Source organism: Chroogloeocystis siderophila 5.2 s.c.1, from assembly GCF_001904655.1.
GTDB classification, from domain to species: Bacteria; Cyanobacteriota; Cyanobacteriia; order Cyanobacteriales; family Chroococcidiopsidaceae; genus Chroogloeocystis; species Chroogloeocystis siderophila.
The window spans coordinates 17,450-32,431 of sequence record NZ_MRCC01000024.1 but is presented as its reverse complement, the minus strand read 5'-3'; the positions used below and the strand labels follow the sequence as shown (position 1 = coordinate 32,431).

The following is a 14,982-nucleotide window of genomic DNA, read 5'->3' as shown; positions in this document are numbered from 1 at the left end:
ATTCTGGTCAAATAACAGCACTTATACGGAACAAAATGTCGCGCTTTATCCTTGCTCAAAGTCATCCATTGCTTCGTATCAGCAATTGCTTCTGTTTGCATATTAGCTACGGTTTTCATCATATTTTCCTGATTAGCTCGACTCTAAAATTAAGTTTTTTATCATACAACTTAATTTTAAAAGGTCTATGAACCTCTCAGCACTAGTGTATGTATTTATGCGGCAAGTTCTCGGACGGTACTTAAATTTTTGATGAAGTTGTTGTTAAAGATTTGATGAAGCTAAGTAATACTTTTCGTAAAGAAAAATATAAGATTAATCTGCTGATAGAAAAAAATGTTCAACTAAAGCTACAAAACTATACTACCTAATTTTGCTGAACTTAGGTTATAAAAAAATAAAATTTAAAAGATTTACTCTACTTTAGTGTATAGAGAATTACTTTTGAGTCGTACTACTATCGAGATAATGTGCTTGTGGTTAAGAGGCTCGACAAACAACACAGCGTTGGAGATGATTGCTGTATTTATGACTTTTGGCTAATTTACTATGTTCAGTTCTTCGTGTGAAACAAATACTGCTAAAACTTTAGTATTAAGAAATATAAAGCAGAGTTAGAAAAAGTAGAAGAATTAAGTTTGTAAAAAGATAATTCTGTACTTAGCAAATTTAAGCCTTAACAAAACTTAGTGAAGACGCATTATGTTTGTTAAATTTTGGCGAACTAGCCTGCCTCGCAAATAACCAGCACGCGAACTTAATATTTTTGAGGAGCTAATCCCTGTATACTTCAGAGTTTGAACAGATTAGCCTATCATTGGTACTGATTTAAAATGCTTAAATTGCACCGATCGCAGTATCTACTGCTCTTAATCTGTGCGGTGAGCCTGGCTATAACTTTAGTACTTACGCCACTATCGCACCAAACAACCATTGCTAGCGCTCGCACTTCAGCACCAGAGTTAAGGGGTGTATGGTTAACAAATATAGATAGTGATGTTTTATTTAATCGCGATCGCCTTACGCAAGCGATCGCCCGCTTACATCAACTCAACTTCAATACAATTTATCCGACAGTTTGGAATTGGGGCTATACGCTTTACCCTAGCCGAGTCGCACAACGCGTAATTGGGCGATCGCTCGATCCCACCCCAGGGCTACGACAGCGCGATATCTTAAACGAAATTGTGCGACAAGCACATCAGAAAAAAATGGCAGTCATTCCTTGGTTTGAGTTTGGCTTTATGGCACCGGCGGATTCACTGCTTGCTCAACGTTATCCGCAATGGCTGACAACTCGCCGTGACGGTAGCAAAATTTGGCAAGAGGGAACGCACGAACGTGTATGGCTAAATCCCTTCCGTCCTGATGTACAGCGATTTATATTAGATCTCATTGTCGAAATTGTTAGCAATTATGATGTAAACGGTATTCAATTTGACGATCACTTCGGCTTACCGTCCGAGTTCGGGTACGATGCCTACACCATAGCGCTTTATCAAAAAGAACACCAGGGTCAACGTCCACCAAGCGATCCCCAAGATGCAGCATGGGTACGCTGGCGTGCTGATAAGATTACAGCGTATATGCAACAAGTTTTTCATGCTGTCAAAGCTAGAAAGCCAAATTGCTTAATATCTGTCTCGCCAAATCCGCAACGCTTTTCCTACGACTTATTTTTAGCCGATTGGGAAAAGTGGGAGCGTAAAGGCTTCGTCGAAGAATTAATTTTGCAAGTCTATCGCAACGACATCAACGTATTCATCAGCGAATTGCAGTATCCTGAAGTTGTTGCAGCAAAACGTCATATTCCAGTCAGTATTGGAATTTTAAGCGGGCTAAAAAACCGCCATGTGCCAATTCAACAGATTCAAGAACAAGTAGCAGCAGTCCGCCAGCGCAAATTTGCAGGAGTTTCCTTTTTCTTCTACGAAACTTTGTGGAACCTTTCGCAGGAGAAGTCAAGCGATCGCCAATCCGTCTTTCAAAGAATTTTTTCAGCAGCAGCAGCGCGACCAAATATTTACAAAGGGTGGAAGAGTGGCTAGTAACAGTGATTAGTTTTAATTGATTTTCCCTCTGCTTGCTTTGCTCTGTTCATTCTCTCATCCACCGATCCCCAAACGTCCTGCTAACGCAGGAGTAAGTGGTAAGAGGGTTGCAACCATTAAAAATAAAGCGAGTAATCCCAAAGCCGCGCGGGCGTCGTCGGGTTCGCTGAGTTCATTTTGGCTGGGGCGTTCTAAGTCGCGTTGCAAAAAGACAATCACAACTGCCCAATATAAAGCTAGCGGATTAGCAAATGAGGCGATCGCCAGCACAATTAAGGTTGCGATTGTGGCACGTCCAGCGGTTTTGCGCCCGTAGATTGCTTGCACAATCCGCCCGCCATCTAATTGTCCTGCTGGCATTAAATTTAGTGCTGTAATGACTAAACCTAACCAACCAATCACCGTGAGTGGGTGAACCGCAACAATGTTTTGTTGCAGCGCCGAACCTAAAATGACACGAGCAATTGTTCCTACTAAAATCGACCCTTGAAAAAACTCGGTTGGTACTTGAAATAAGCTTTCAGGGCGAGAAAGTAATAAGCCAAGGATCAAGATAACGAAAGATAAAACACCGCCAAATGCAGGTCCGGCGAAAGCGACATCGAATAAAACTTTCCGGTTGGGTAATATTGACTGAAAACGAGTAATCGCACCGAAAGCACCAATTTGTAAAGTTGGCAGAAAAAAGGGTGGGCTAAGACGTACTTGATAACGCCGTGCGATCAAGCGATGACCGAGTTCATGCGTTAGTAAAACGGCTAAAATACCCGCTGCAATTGGTAAAGGTTCTGAAAATCGTTGCCAGTTTGTAAAGAAATCAAACCCTAGCAAGATGCCCCCAGCTTCAAGACACGTAGCAATCGTGGCGACGAGCAAGGCAATTGCCAGGATTGTTTGTGGTACAGTCGTCGGCTGAGGATCGTTACGGCTAGGCAGTACAATCACAACCGGCTTACCATCCAAGTTTTCGACTAAAAACAGACGATAGCGATCACCCAATTGTTGTTGGAGATTGCTATTTAGTTTTTGGAAAACCGCTTCGGGTTCTCCGCGCAGATTACCCCTAAAGATAATTCCCTCTTGATAAGGAATTGTTTCGGTAGCAAAAAAAGTATCAACGCCAAAAATGCTGCGAATTGCCGTTAAGTCGGCATCAGCGATCGGTACGACTTCGGGTTGTAGCTGTGCGGGTAAAGTCGTTTCTTCAGTTTGGGTGTTGGCTTGAGTTGCATTCGCAAGGCGTTCGGTTGCGCGCGATCGCAAAATCGCATCTTGACCAGCCGCCCGCAGTTGTCTTCCCAGAAAAATATACACTGCGGCTGAAGCGACTAACAAAAACAATATTCCCACTATATTTATATAAATTCCCGCTGCGAATGAACCAAAAAACAGTAACCACGGAGCCATTAACACCACTGACTGTAACCAGGCAATGATTCCTAGCTTGCCATACGGTCTAGCGCGATAAAAGCCCCAGCCCAATATCATAAAAGCTGCTAATACAATCAGCCCGACTATAGAAGTTTCAGAGGTTATCGACATATTTCCCACCTTCGCTTCAACCTGCGATCGGCTTTAGCTCGCTAGCTGTTGCCAATACTCTTAATAATTTACAAGACTTCCTTGACTAGAAGTTAGTAGCGAGTTGCTGATTCTTGCGCTTCTTGTTATCAAGGACAGCAATTAACTGCAAACTCTCCACTACAAGCAAGTTTACGCAAATCGGCTTGCTTGCTGATTTACATAACTCAAGCCTTGATTATGTGTAAACTTATACAATGAACTTTTGGCTACAGAATAAATTGTATGTAATTAAGTTTACAAATCGCGCGATACATGACGTTTTGTTACAGAGCTAATCGCTATCGCAGACGTTCTTTGTATTCTGGATTGTTGTTACTGAAAAATTATGTTTTCTTCAGGAAATCAGCAATCAAAAACTTGACTCTTCAAGGAAAATGATGTTACTTGCAAATCTTACAGAACACAGAACATAGAGTCAAAACTTACAAGCTATAGTTAAACAAGCAATTTCATTCAGGAGGAAATCCCAATAATAAAAACTAGTTTATTTAAATAGTCATCAAGTATTAAGTAGCTTAATGACCATAGAGTAATAATACACTTATTCAAACATTATTTGTTAATCTTCTAAAAAAGAAGACAATTTGTAGGGGTGTATCGCTTTTGTTTCAACTAAGCATATTAGCTTAGAAGTTAAGTTGTGCAGCTTTGCGCTATGCATTGATACTTTTATAAAGTAGCACTTAATTATGAATCAGGAGTGCTACTTATACCACCATTAAATACCTGCTACCTTCAGGATGGTTTTTAACTGGATGTAATATCACTAGGCAAAACGCCTGCTAACTTCTCAATAAATTTCATCCAGCTTTAAGAAAGTTTGCAAAAGGACATTCGCGCCTTGCGTGCAGTGTTCTGGCGAAGTATATTCATCCTCAGCGTGGCTAATTCCAGCGCGACTAGGGACAAAAATCATTCCCATATCCGCAAATCGACCAATTTCTTGCGCATCGTGTCCCGCGCGACTTGGTAAGTAGGTATAGCTTAAGCCCAAATGCTGACAAATTTGCGCGATCGCCGCTTGAATATCTGGTGCAGCTAATGTTGGTAAAACGTGCAGCATCTGCGTCATTTCGATTTCTGTTTGCGTTGCAGCCGCAATGTCTACAAGCTGATTTTTGATCTGCGCTACCATATCTTCTAAATGAGTCTGGGACATATCGCGCAAGTCAATTTTCAAGTCTACCCTCGCCGGTACAATATTAGCTGCGTTTGGAGAAACACTAAAGTAACCTACTGTTGCTACCTGTTCTCCTGGAGTTGCGGTTGCTAACTTGTTGACAGCTAAGACAATTTGCGATGCAGCAACTAAAGCATCTTTACGCATATTCATCGGCGTTGTTCCCGCATGGTTCGGACGCCCGGTAACAGTGACATGGTGACGATACTGTCCGACAATGCCAATGACAACCCCAACATCATCTCCTGTACTTTCTAAAACACCACCTTGCTCGACGTGTAATTCTACAAACGCCGCAATTTCACCTGGCTGGCGCTTTGCAGTTGCCAATTGCGACCAATCACCACCAATTCGTGCTAAACAAGCTTCAATTGGCGTACCATCATTGCGACGATAACATTCAGGATCGAGAACCGCAGTCCCCGCCATTGCTTTGCAACCAAGAACGCTGTTTTCTTCGTCAGTAAACACTATCACCTCGATTGGGTGTCGCAGGCGAATATTATTTTCTTGAAGGACGTGTACAACTTCAATTCCTGCTAAAACGCCAAGAACGCCATCAAACTTCCCCGCTACAGGAACAGTATCAATATGCGAACCCGTAGCGAGCGTCCCTGCATTTTCTTGTCTTCCTGCATAAGTACCGATAATATTTCCTGCGGCATCAATCTGTACCGTCATTCCAGCTTCAATCATCCACGATTGTACAAGTTGTCGCGCGAGTATATCTTCAGCTGTAAACGCTACGCGGCTTACGCCTCCTCCTGGGAGTTTGCCAATTTCAGCTAACTGCGAAATATTTCGATTCAAGCGATCGCCATTCACGACAGGTATTAATGCAACAGTCATAAAACCCTCTTTGAAATTACTTATTGTGTCGAGTAAAAGATAGTTTCTCGCCTTCAAGAAGGCGCGAGAAAAATTGAAACGAAGCGATCGCAATCCTATTCAGCAAAACAGCAAACTCTGTTGTCAGTGTTCCTAATGCACATAACACCATTAGTTACGTTTGTCGTCATGCCAAAATTTCTAAAGGTAACGTCCTATTTCCTAGCATTGCACGTATTGTATTCTGTATACAGTAAAGCTGAATACTCTAGCACTTGTTATCGCTAAGTAAGTGGGTAAAAATAAACATAAACTTAAGGGCTGGTAATTGGCGAAGCCGCCGCACGCCTAAAGAGGTCTCTAAAGAAGGAACGGCGGTAACTGGTCTTTGGTCATTGGAAAGAGTCTCTATTCCCCATGACTCAGGCAACACCAATGCTAATTGCTCCGTGCGGATATGGCTAAGTAAACGCCTGCCAGAACAACCGCAAACGCGCATAAATTCAAAATACTCAACTTTTCGGCAAAAATAATCAGCGCGAGTACAGCAGCGATCGCCGGAATCGCCAGCATCGAAACAGCAACTAACCCAGAGGAAAATTTTGCCAAGCTATACGTTAGTAATCCTTGACCGACAACTTGGCAGACAATCGCTAAAGAAATAACTGTACACCAACCAACCCCAGACGTAGGAAACAATGGCTCTTGCGTCAGTAAGATAACGGGAAATACACCCAAACTCCCGATTAAACACGTCCATTGCATAATTGTCGGTGTTGCAAATTTAAGGCGGAGTTGCTCTAAACTCAAAAGACACACTGCTGCTAACATCGCTGCGCCTAACGCCGCACTATCTCCGAAAAGGTTACTATTTGCGCCTTGAAAATCTTCAATTCCAATCGCGATCGCGCCACACACAGCGATCGCCATTCCTAAGACGAATCTAGCTGAAAATTTTTGACCAAGTACGAGCCACGCACCTAAAGTTGTAAAGATTGGCATCATATTATTCAGTAATGTAGAGTTAGCAATACTCGTTTGCGTTAATGACCATGCCCATAACGTGAGTGAAGCGGCGAAACTCGTTCCCGCTATTGCGAGTAAACTGCGATCACGCCAGGTATAAACCAGCGCCGATACAGAATGTGCGTGAATTTGACCAAGAAACCTGAATCCATTCCATCCTGCAAATGTGATCGCCGCGATGCCCAAACGATTAAAAGTTGTTGCATTTGGTCCAATTTCATCCTGAGTAACAACCGTTAAAATCGAAGCAAACGCAATTCCGAGTAAAGCCATTCCCAGCACGATCGCAGCAAATCCATTTGAGATTAGATTTTGAGGCGTGTTACTAACTGAGCCGAGTTTGAACTGCTCCATAGTGCGATCGCTAGCCAAATAGAAATGTATTTGCAGAGACTTTACATATACACTGCTTAGTAGCCCTAAAACAGTATATGAATAGACGCTGCGATTAAAACGTTAAACATCCCTAGTACTTTTTCAATTAGCTACACAGTAGCGAAGAGATTAAATATTATAGGTATCAATAATCAGGTCTAAAGTCTTATCTTATGTAGTATTTATCAAAGAAGCGATGTACTGTATTCTGTATACGGTTGCCGGAATTCTCATTTTTTGCCGAACCTTCTCGACTTAAAATAATGAGCGGCTGCAATTTATCCTGTAAAAAATTAAGGAGTTATACATTGCCCCTGTCACCGCGATCGCTCCAGCGAAGTCAATCGCTACAGGAGCAAACTTATCAAGCATTGCGCACAGCTATCCTCTCAGGTGAACTAATGCCAGGGCAGCGGTTAATCGAAACTCATCTTGCCAAAAAGCTACAGGTGAGCAGAACTCCCATTCGAGAAGCAGTCCGGCAGCTGCAACGCGAGGAATTAGTCATCGCTGAACCGAATAATATTTTACGTGTCGCGACAATTTCCATGACCGATGCGATACAGTTATACGATTGCCGACTCGCACTAGAGCAATTATCCGTAGTCGAAGCGTGCGAACACGCCACCGAGTCCCAAATTCAAAACTTAAACTTGATGGTGATGCAAGCCGAGAAGCTCATCAATAGTAAACCATCTCAACTCACTAACTTTCAACTGCTTGATTTAGATTACCGTTTTCATCGGCTACTCGCTGAGAGTTCAGGAAATTTATGGCTGCGATCACTTCTCGATCAAGTTTTTGATAAAATGATGCTTTTGAGAATTCATACGATTCAAAATAATCGCGATGTGCTAGAAATTCGGACGGAGCATCGCCAGATTTATGAGGCCGTACAAGCGCGAAATCCCGATGCGGCAACTCAAGCGATTAAAGCGCATCTTGTGGCGAGTAAAGAGCGAGTCGCACGTGAAATGCAGAATTTGCAACAAACCAGCAGTATTGTTCAAGAAGGTTAATATATTTTAGATTTTGGATAACTTAAATATTGAATTTGTTACAAATTTGACGATCCATACATTGCATTCATTTTTTAAACTAGTTCAACTTGCATTTGGCGATTATTGAGAACAAACATGACCGAAACTAATTCCAACTCAAACACAAGTACAAAGCGGATATTTATCTGTGGTTCAGCATTGCGCGGACAACCCGATCATCAAAACCTACAATCGGCGAAGTTTATCAAAGAAGCAAAAACCCAACCTTGCTATCGACTTCATGCAGCAGGTGATGGTTGGCATCCTGCAATTTACGAAGTAGAACAAGGCGGAATTTCGATTCCTGGCGAAGTATACGAATTAACTCAAGCCGAGTTTGACTACTTATCCGCCAATGAACCACCGAATATGTATCCGAGTGATATTGTTTTAGAAGATGGCGAAGTTCTGACTGCGTTTCTTTATCCGCAAGAGTTAGTACAAAAACATAATTGGCCTGATATTTCGCATCACGGTGGCTGGGCGGCTTATAAGGCTGCGAGTTAGGGTAGCAATGCGATCACTTGCCTACACAATTCGCGTAGCAACTTTGCACGAGGATTCAATCATTGCGGAGCATTTCTGTTGATGCAGTTAAGTCTGACTAGCGAAACATCACGCTAGAGTTTATCGAACGCGTACGTCAAGATTTATCTTACCAAGCTTTTGTCGCCGAAGTTGATTCTAAGGTTGTTGGTTCTATGGGGTGTCAGCTATTTACTGGACTTTACCCTAATGTTTTGACCGAGCAGTATCGTAAAAGTGGCTACATTTGGGGTGTCTACGTTGAGCCAGCTTATCGCCGTCAAGGTATTGCCAAAAAACTCACGCTAGAATCACTCAACTACCTCAAATCGCTTGGTTGTACAAGAGCACTTCTTCATGCTTCTCCTCTTGGTCAACATGTGTATTCTAGCTTAGGCTTTACCCCAAGCAATGAAATGTGTTTTGATTTGCGGTAATGTCATTATTTACATAAACCGCCTGTATAAATGCTGAGCGGAATAAATTCGCAGCTAAACAAACAAAGTCTACTTCTGTAGACTGAATTCCAAAATTTTATCTAAAAGTGTGCATAGCTACAACTTCTGCCATAAGGCATCCACAATTCATTCTCGGTTCTCAAAAGCAAAAGCATAAAGCATTCCAGTATACGGCTTTGCGATCGGATAAGCTAAATCGCCCTTCTTACTCGTATTCAAGCCCAGGCTTACCAAAGCTTCAACAAACTTAACCGCGACACTCACGCCATCAATAACCGGAACTCCTAATTCTTGACTTAGTTGCGCTGATAAATCAGCCATCCCGCCACATCCCAAAACGATCGCACCAGCCCCATCTTCTATCAAAGCTTGACGACATTCGGCTAAAATCGTTTTTCGTGCGTTAGAGTTTTCATCCTCAAGTTCAAGTACAGGTAAATCAATCGCGCGAATTTTGCGACAAAAATGCGTCATACCGTAGTTAGCAACCAAATGTTGGGCAATCACCCGCGTACGACTCAACGTCGTCACAATCGAAAACCCAGTCGCGATCAAACTCGCAGCATGCATCGCGGCTTCTGCAATTCCTAAAACAGGACCCTTTGCTAATTCCCGCGCAGCGAGTAATCCAGGATCGCCAAAGCAAGCAATTACATAACCATCAACACCTGCGGCTTCTCCTTTTTTAATTTCTTCAAGAATGCCAACAACACTCAGCGCTTCATCATAGTGTCCTTCAATCGAAACCGGACCCTTATCTGGATTACACGCAATAATTTCAGTTCCAGAATTTGCCACTGCGATCGCCGCCTCTGCAATCTTTTGCGTTATGCTCGCAGTGGTGTTAGGATTGATGACTTTGATCTTCATTGCTTAGCATACCTTTATCGTTTCACTTTAAAGTTGCTACAGGAGAACAGAGAAAGAACTATTTGTAGTTGTCATTTTGCGAAATGGGATTAATCACTAAAGCCACACATAGACAAAAGAAGACCGCCGAAGCGGTCTAACTGAAGCTACATAATTACAGGCATTACTTTAAACCATTCCTGATGGTGCTTGCACTGCTGGTTGAACTTGCGGCTGAAATTGGAATAGAGAGTATACCACATTACGACGAATATTAGTCATCATATCCAAGAACAACTCGTATCCTTCGCTCTTGTACTCAATCAATGGATCTTTTTGTCCGTAGCCGCGCAATCCTACCGATTCGCGCAATGCATCCATTTGTTGTAAGTGTTCGCGCCATAGCGTATCAATTTGCTGCAAGATAAAGAATCGCTCAGCTTGGCGCATCAATCCTGGCTGGATCTGATCGACTTGCGCTTCTTTGACATCGTACGCGATCCGCACTTGCTCGTGGAGAAAGGTTTTAATTTCGCCCACCGAAAGATCTTCCATCTGATTCGGTTCTAAATCTGCTAAGAGATAAACAAATTCTTTAACCTTGCTTACCAAATTTGGTAAATCCCACTCTTCTGATGGCAAATCGGGATTAATGTAGTAATCCACGATTTCATCCATCGTTTTTTCGGCGTACTTAATCACCAATTCTTTTAAGTCTAGACCTTCGAGGACGCGGCGACGTTCGGCATAAATTGCCCGACGCTGGTTATTCATTACCTCGTCGTACTCAAACACCTGCTTACGGATGTCGTAATAGTAGGTTTCGACTTTCTTTTGTGCGCCTTCTAAACTGCGAGTCAGCATCTTAGACTCAATCGGCATATCTTCTTCGACTTGGAACGCCGTCATCAATCCCGCAACGCGATCGCCGCCAAAAATCCGCAACAAGTTGTCTTGCAAACTCAAGAAAAAGCGCGTTGAGCCAGGGTCGCCTTGTCTTCCGGCACGTCCGCGTAATTGGTTATCAATGCGCCGTGATTCATGGCGTTCAGTGCCAATGACATGCAAACCACCTAGTTGGACAACTTCATCGTGTTCGCGCGAAGTAAATTTTTCGTATTCGCGTAGCAAGGCGTTATAAACATCCCGCAGCTTTTGAATCACAGGATCGTTTGTCGGTGCTTTTTCTGCGGCAACTGCAACCTTATCTTCCGCTTCAAGTTCGGGTAAACTCCGTTCGCCGTATTCGCGTACAGCAAATTCTACGGCTGCTTTAAGTTGTTGTTCTAACTCGCGCGATAGCTGCGTGGGGAAAATTTGCGGTGAAGCTTTCCACGTTTTTACTTTTTTGCCAGGAACAAAACCTTGACCGCTACTGCTACTCGATGCGGGTAATCCTGATGCTTTTTCTATCGCAAAAACGTCTTCATCTTCCGGTTGGACAATGCGGGGCATAAAGTATTCGCGCAGTTTGAGTCGCGCCATATAATCCGCATTACCACCAAGAATAATATCGGTTCCGCGACCTGCCATGTTTGTGGCGATTGTCACCGCGCCTTTACGTCCGGCTTGGGCGATAATTTCTGACTCGCGTTCAACGTTCTCAGGACGGGCATTAAGGAGGTTGTGCGGTACGTTACGTTGACTGAGTAAAGCACTAAGATATTCAGATTTTTCGACACTCGTGGTTCCCACTAAGACAGGGCGACCAAGTTCGTGCATTTCCGCACATTCTTCGGCGATCGCCCGCCATTTTCCTTCCTCCGTCTTATACACCATATCAGACAAGTCTTGACGTTTGGTAGGACGGTTTGTAGGAACAATTGTGACTTCTAGCTTGTAAATTCGCTCAAACTCTGCTTCTTCGGTTTTAGCTGTTCCGGTCATTCCTGCGAGTTTAGGGTACAGCAAAAACAAGTTTTGATACGTAATCGTTGCTAGAGTTTGCGTTTCTGGCTGAATTTCAACTCTTTCTTTTGCTTCGATTGCTTGGTGTAGACCGTCACTCCACCGCCTTCCTGGAAGAACGCGTCCTGTGAACTCATCCACAATTATGACTTCATCATTACGGACGATATATTTAACGTCTTTGGTGAAAAGTTCTTTTGCTTTGAGTGCGTTAAAGATGTAGTGCGCCCAAGGATCGTTAGGATCATACAAATCCTTAACTTGCAGCATTTCTTCTGCTGCCGCGAAACCTTCATCCGTTAAAATGACGTTATGCGCTTTCTCGTCAACTTCGTAATGTTCTTCTTTCTTTAACGCGGCGGCAATTTGTGCAGCTTGTAAATATTTTTCTGTAGGTCGTTCGACTTGTCCTGAGATAATCAGTGGTGTTCGCGCTTCGTCAATCAAAATCGAATCAACTTCGTCGATCACGCAGTAATTGAAGGGACGCTGTACAACTTCCTGAATCGAGGAAGCCATGTTATCACGTAAGTAGTCAAAGCCCACCTCGCTATTCGTAACATACGTGATGTCACAATCATAGTTTTTCTTACGCTCTGATGGTCCCATGCCTTGCTGAATTAGTCCGACACTCAGCCCTAAAAAGCGATGGATTTGCCCCATCCATTCCGCGTCGCGGCGTGCTAGGTAGTCATTGACCGTAACGATATGTACTCCCTTACCAGAAAGCGCGTTGAGATAAGCAGGAAGAGTTGATACCAGCGTTTTACCTTCACCGGTTTTCATTTCGGCGATTTGTCCATGATGCAGGATCGCCCCACCGAGAAGTTGAACATCAAAGTGGCGCATTCCTAATACGCGTCTTCCAGCTTCTCGCACAACCGCGAATGCTTCTGGAAGTAGATCGTCCAAGGTTTCGCCTTTATCCAACCGCTGCTTAAACTCCGCTGTTTTGCTACTAAGTTGCTGATCGGAAAGCGCTTGAATTTCTTCCTCAAGAAGATTGACGTCTGTAACGTAAGGCTGGAATTTTTTGAGCTTACGAGCGTTAGGATCGCCCAGCAAGTTTTTCAGCATGGTAGGGTTCGGGAAACTTTAAAAATTATTCTTATTTTTGAGCTTAAATATTGAGTTTAGTTTGCTGCAATCACTTGATTTCTGATTGAATGAGCGCAATCGCACACCTTCTATCAAAATTGAATACACGTCTACAAGTGAAGCATTCCTAGAAACTCAAACATAATTGCAGTCGCTCTTGGCTAGACGCTCCAAGTTTAGACTATATCCATCGTATCACCTTGCTTAAAGCAAGGGCGGCGATCAAGAGTGTGGATCGCCCTGCAACTAGAATCGGATTCCTACTTGACCATTCACTCCTCGCACTGAGTTATAGCCTACACCAACAACAAGGTTACTTGCTGTATTCACCTGTAAACCACCCGATAATGCGATACCCTGATCTTCAGAATATAGCCCAATTCCAACGTAAGGAGATATCACCGGCAAACTCAAAAATTTAAGGACATCCACGCCAGAAGCGCCATCTGGTCCTCTTCCTAATTCCACACCCAAATCAAAGGCTCTTGCTCCTACAGAAAAGGTAACATCGCCTTCCCTACCTCCGACAGAAACCCACGGTTGGGGTATAAGTTGCGCGTTGACGGGAGGGGGTGCAGCTAATACTACTAAAGCGGAAGCTGCTAAAATTTCTTTAATTCGTTTCACGTTCTGACACTCCTCGTAGCTATTTTAGATTTTGGGGGCAAATATTTACACGACGGCTTACTGCGTTGCTTCCCACTCAGGTGATAGACGGCGAAAATTATATTCTGTTGCACCAGGATGGCAACTTACGCAACTACCTACATCAACAGGGCGGGGTAGTTTCACATTAGGATGTAACGCTTTAAAGTAACGCGATTCGCCAAGGCGATAGGGTGTCGTTTCTTCTTTGAGTAAAGGGCGCGAAAAATTGCGCAGATAGTTCCAGATCAGCAAGCGCGATGGATCGACTAGTTGAGGAAGCGTCACGCCGTAGTGCTGCGGATCTTGCAATAGCTTTTGCCAGGTTTGTGTTGGCATTACTGCGGGTGGTAAGGCAATATGGCAAGTCGCGCAATTTTCTAGATAAAGTTCTTGTCCTAATTGATAGCGTGACGGCACAATATCAACAGTGCCAATTTCTGTTGCCTCTTGTTCAGAAGAAGGTTGGGCGTTGGTCGCGAGTGCTAGTCCCCAACCCATCGTTATACTCCACAGTAAAATGATTAGTAAAAAAATGAATTGCGATCGCCTCCGAGTTTTAGCGTGTGGTTGCATCATATCTTTCGCTCACTTCCTCAACACGTATGTAGTCAGAATTAGGGTTAAAACACTTTGAGATTAAGTAATGGCTAAAGGCTTACTGCATTTGATTACCTATTACCTAACCTCAAAAAGTGTAATATCTTTATAACTTTTGAGGAGCTTACTTAATTGCTAGTACAATCATGCGACGGCTATCGAGTGTCAGTGGCGCACTGTCATTTCCATAGCCTTGTACTTCTTGAAAACCTATTTGTCATAACCAATCGCGTAATTCAGTAAAAGTAAAGTGACGTACAAAGTAACTCATTCGGCGCACTTGTCCATCACGAATTACAGTACGCTCAGTGTATGTTCGATTAGTAAATAAATCAAATCGAGTGCGATCAACAGTTATTGTTGCACTCTGTAACAGAACAAGCGCGAAATTCTTTTAAGATTCGGTACAAGCTTTGCAATTCTATTAACAACTTACCATCTGGTTTGAGTGCGCGGTAAGCCTCAGCCAGCACTTGACGATTGTCTTGATTGTCAAAGTAGCCAAAGGCGGCGAACCAGTCAATAATGCAATCAAAGTGTTCTGTCCAAGGAAGCGATCGCATATCGCCTTGAACATATTCAACTTTAGCTGCTTGAGCATCTTGACGCGCTTTTTCTAAAAACAATGCTGTGCAAGTAAATTCGCAATCCTTCCGTGTCCACAAGCTAAATCAAGTACCGTTTTTTGGCTTGCAGTTGCAACAAATGCCAGATTAAATTGACTTCACGCTCGTTGCGTTCTGGTGTTAAATGCGGTTCATAGAAGTACAAATAGTCTTCGCTAAATAAAGCAGCAAAATCAAATTCAGACATCA

At 43.2% G+C, this 14,982-nt stretch carries 13 protein-coding genes; 4 read left to right on the top strand and 9 right to left on the bottom strand.

Annotated features, from left to right (window positions below; translation table 11 throughout):
* The first annotated feature begins 833 nt into the window (after positions 1-833).
* Positions 834-2,048, top strand: a complete 1,215-nt coding sequence (locus tag NIES1031_RS21230) for a glycoside hydrolase family 10-like protein (RefSeq protein ID WP_073551441.1) — start codon at positions 834-836, stop codon at positions 2,046-2,048.
* A gap of 57 nt (positions 2,049-2,105) precedes the next feature.
* Here NIES1031_RS21230 and NIES1031_RS21225 read toward each other — a convergent pair whose 3' ends face one another.
* From NIES1031_RS21225 to NIES1031_RS21215, 3 genes are all read right to left on the bottom strand, one after another.
* Positions 2,106-3,593 carry a site-2 protease family protein gene (locus NIES1031_RS21225; protein ID WP_073551440.1) on the bottom strand — a complete coding sequence of 496 codons (1,488 nt, stop codon included), beginning with the start codon at positions 3,591-3,593 and terminating at the stop codon, positions 2,106-2,108.
* An 832-nt stretch (positions 3,594-4,425) separates the two neighbouring features.
* Positions 4,426-5,664, bottom strand: coding sequence for a Zn-dependent hydrolase (locus tag NIES1031_RS21220; protein WP_073551439.1), 1,239 nt, complete (start codon positions 5,662-5,664; stop codon positions 4,426-4,428).
* Positions 5,665-6,081: 417 nt separating this feature from the next.
* Positions 6,082-7,023 carry a DMT family transporter gene (locus NIES1031_RS21215; protein ID WP_073551438.1) on the bottom strand — a complete coding sequence of 314 codons (942 nt, stop codon included), beginning with the start codon at positions 7,021-7,023 and terminating at the stop codon, positions 6,082-6,084.
* Between the two features lie 329 nt (positions 7,024-7,352).
* Between NIES1031_RS21215 and NIES1031_RS21210 the strand changes: the two genes are divergently transcribed.
* The 3 genes from NIES1031_RS21210 (at position 7,353) to NIES1031_RS21200 (ending at position 9,046) form a co-directional block, all read left to right on the top strand.
* The gene (locus NIES1031_RS21210; protein WP_178378212.1) at positions 7,353-8,063 is read left to right on the top strand and encodes a GntR family transcriptional regulator; all 711 of its coding nucleotides are present in this window, start codon (positions 7,353-7,355) and stop codon (positions 8,061-8,063) included.
* 117 nt (positions 8,064-8,180) lie between these two features.
* Complete coding sequence (locus tag NIES1031_RS21205; protein WP_073551436.1) at positions 8,181-8,591, top strand: allophanate hydrolase-related protein; 411 nt, start codon at positions 8,181-8,183, stop codon at positions 8,589-8,591.
* A 194-nt stretch (positions 8,592-8,785) separates the two neighbouring features.
* A complete protein-coding gene (locus tag NIES1031_RS21200) occupies positions 8,786-9,046 on the top strand; it encodes a GNAT family N-acetyltransferase (RefSeq protein ID WP_236738939.1) in 261 nt (86 codons plus the stop codon).
* A 147-nt stretch (positions 9,047-9,193) separates the two neighbouring features.
* Here the strand turns inward: NIES1031_RS21200 and NIES1031_RS21195 are convergent, their stop codons facing one another.
* The 6 genes from NIES1031_RS21195 to NIES1031_RS25205 all read right to left on the bottom strand — a co-directional run bounded on the left by NIES1031_RS21195 (position 9,194) and on the right by NIES1031_RS25205 (position 14,980).
* On the bottom strand, positions 9,194-9,937 hold the full coding sequence (locus NIES1031_RS21195; RefSeq protein WP_073551435.1) for an aspartate/glutamate racemase family protein: 744 nt from the start codon (positions 9,935-9,937) through the stop codon (positions 9,194-9,196).
* Positions 9,938-10,105: 168 nt separating this feature from the next.
* The gene (gene secA, locus NIES1031_RS21190) at positions 10,106-12,901 is read right to left on the bottom strand and encodes a preprotein translocase subunit SecA (RefSeq protein WP_073551434.1); all 2,796 of its coding nucleotides are present in this window, start codon (positions 12,899-12,901) and stop codon (positions 10,106-10,108) included.
* A 267-nt stretch (positions 12,902-13,168) separates the two neighbouring features.
* On the bottom strand, positions 13,169-13,549 hold the full coding sequence (locus NIES1031_RS21185) for a hypothetical protein (protein WP_073551433.1): 381 nt from the start codon (positions 13,547-13,549) through the stop codon (positions 13,169-13,171).
* 57 nt (positions 13,550-13,606) lie between these two features.
* Entirely contained in the window at positions 13,607-14,146 is a 540-nt protein-coding gene (locus NIES1031_RS21180; protein WP_236738938.1) for a diheme cytochrome c, read from the bottom strand.
* A 368-nt stretch (positions 14,147-14,514) separates the two neighbouring features.
* Positions 14,515-14,793: a class I SAM-dependent methyltransferase gene (locus tag NIES1031_RS25210; protein ID WP_218596909.1), complete on the bottom strand. Its 279-nt coding sequence runs from the start codon at positions 14,791-14,793 to the stop codon at positions 14,515-14,517.
* A 40-nt stretch (positions 14,794-14,833) separates the two neighbouring features.
* Positions 14,834-14,980 carry a hypothetical protein gene (locus tag NIES1031_RS25205; RefSeq protein WP_218596908.1) on the bottom strand — a complete coding sequence of 49 codons (147 nt, stop codon included), beginning with the start codon at positions 14,978-14,980 and terminating at the stop codon, positions 14,834-14,836.
* Positions 14,981-14,982: the final 2 nt, after the last annotated feature.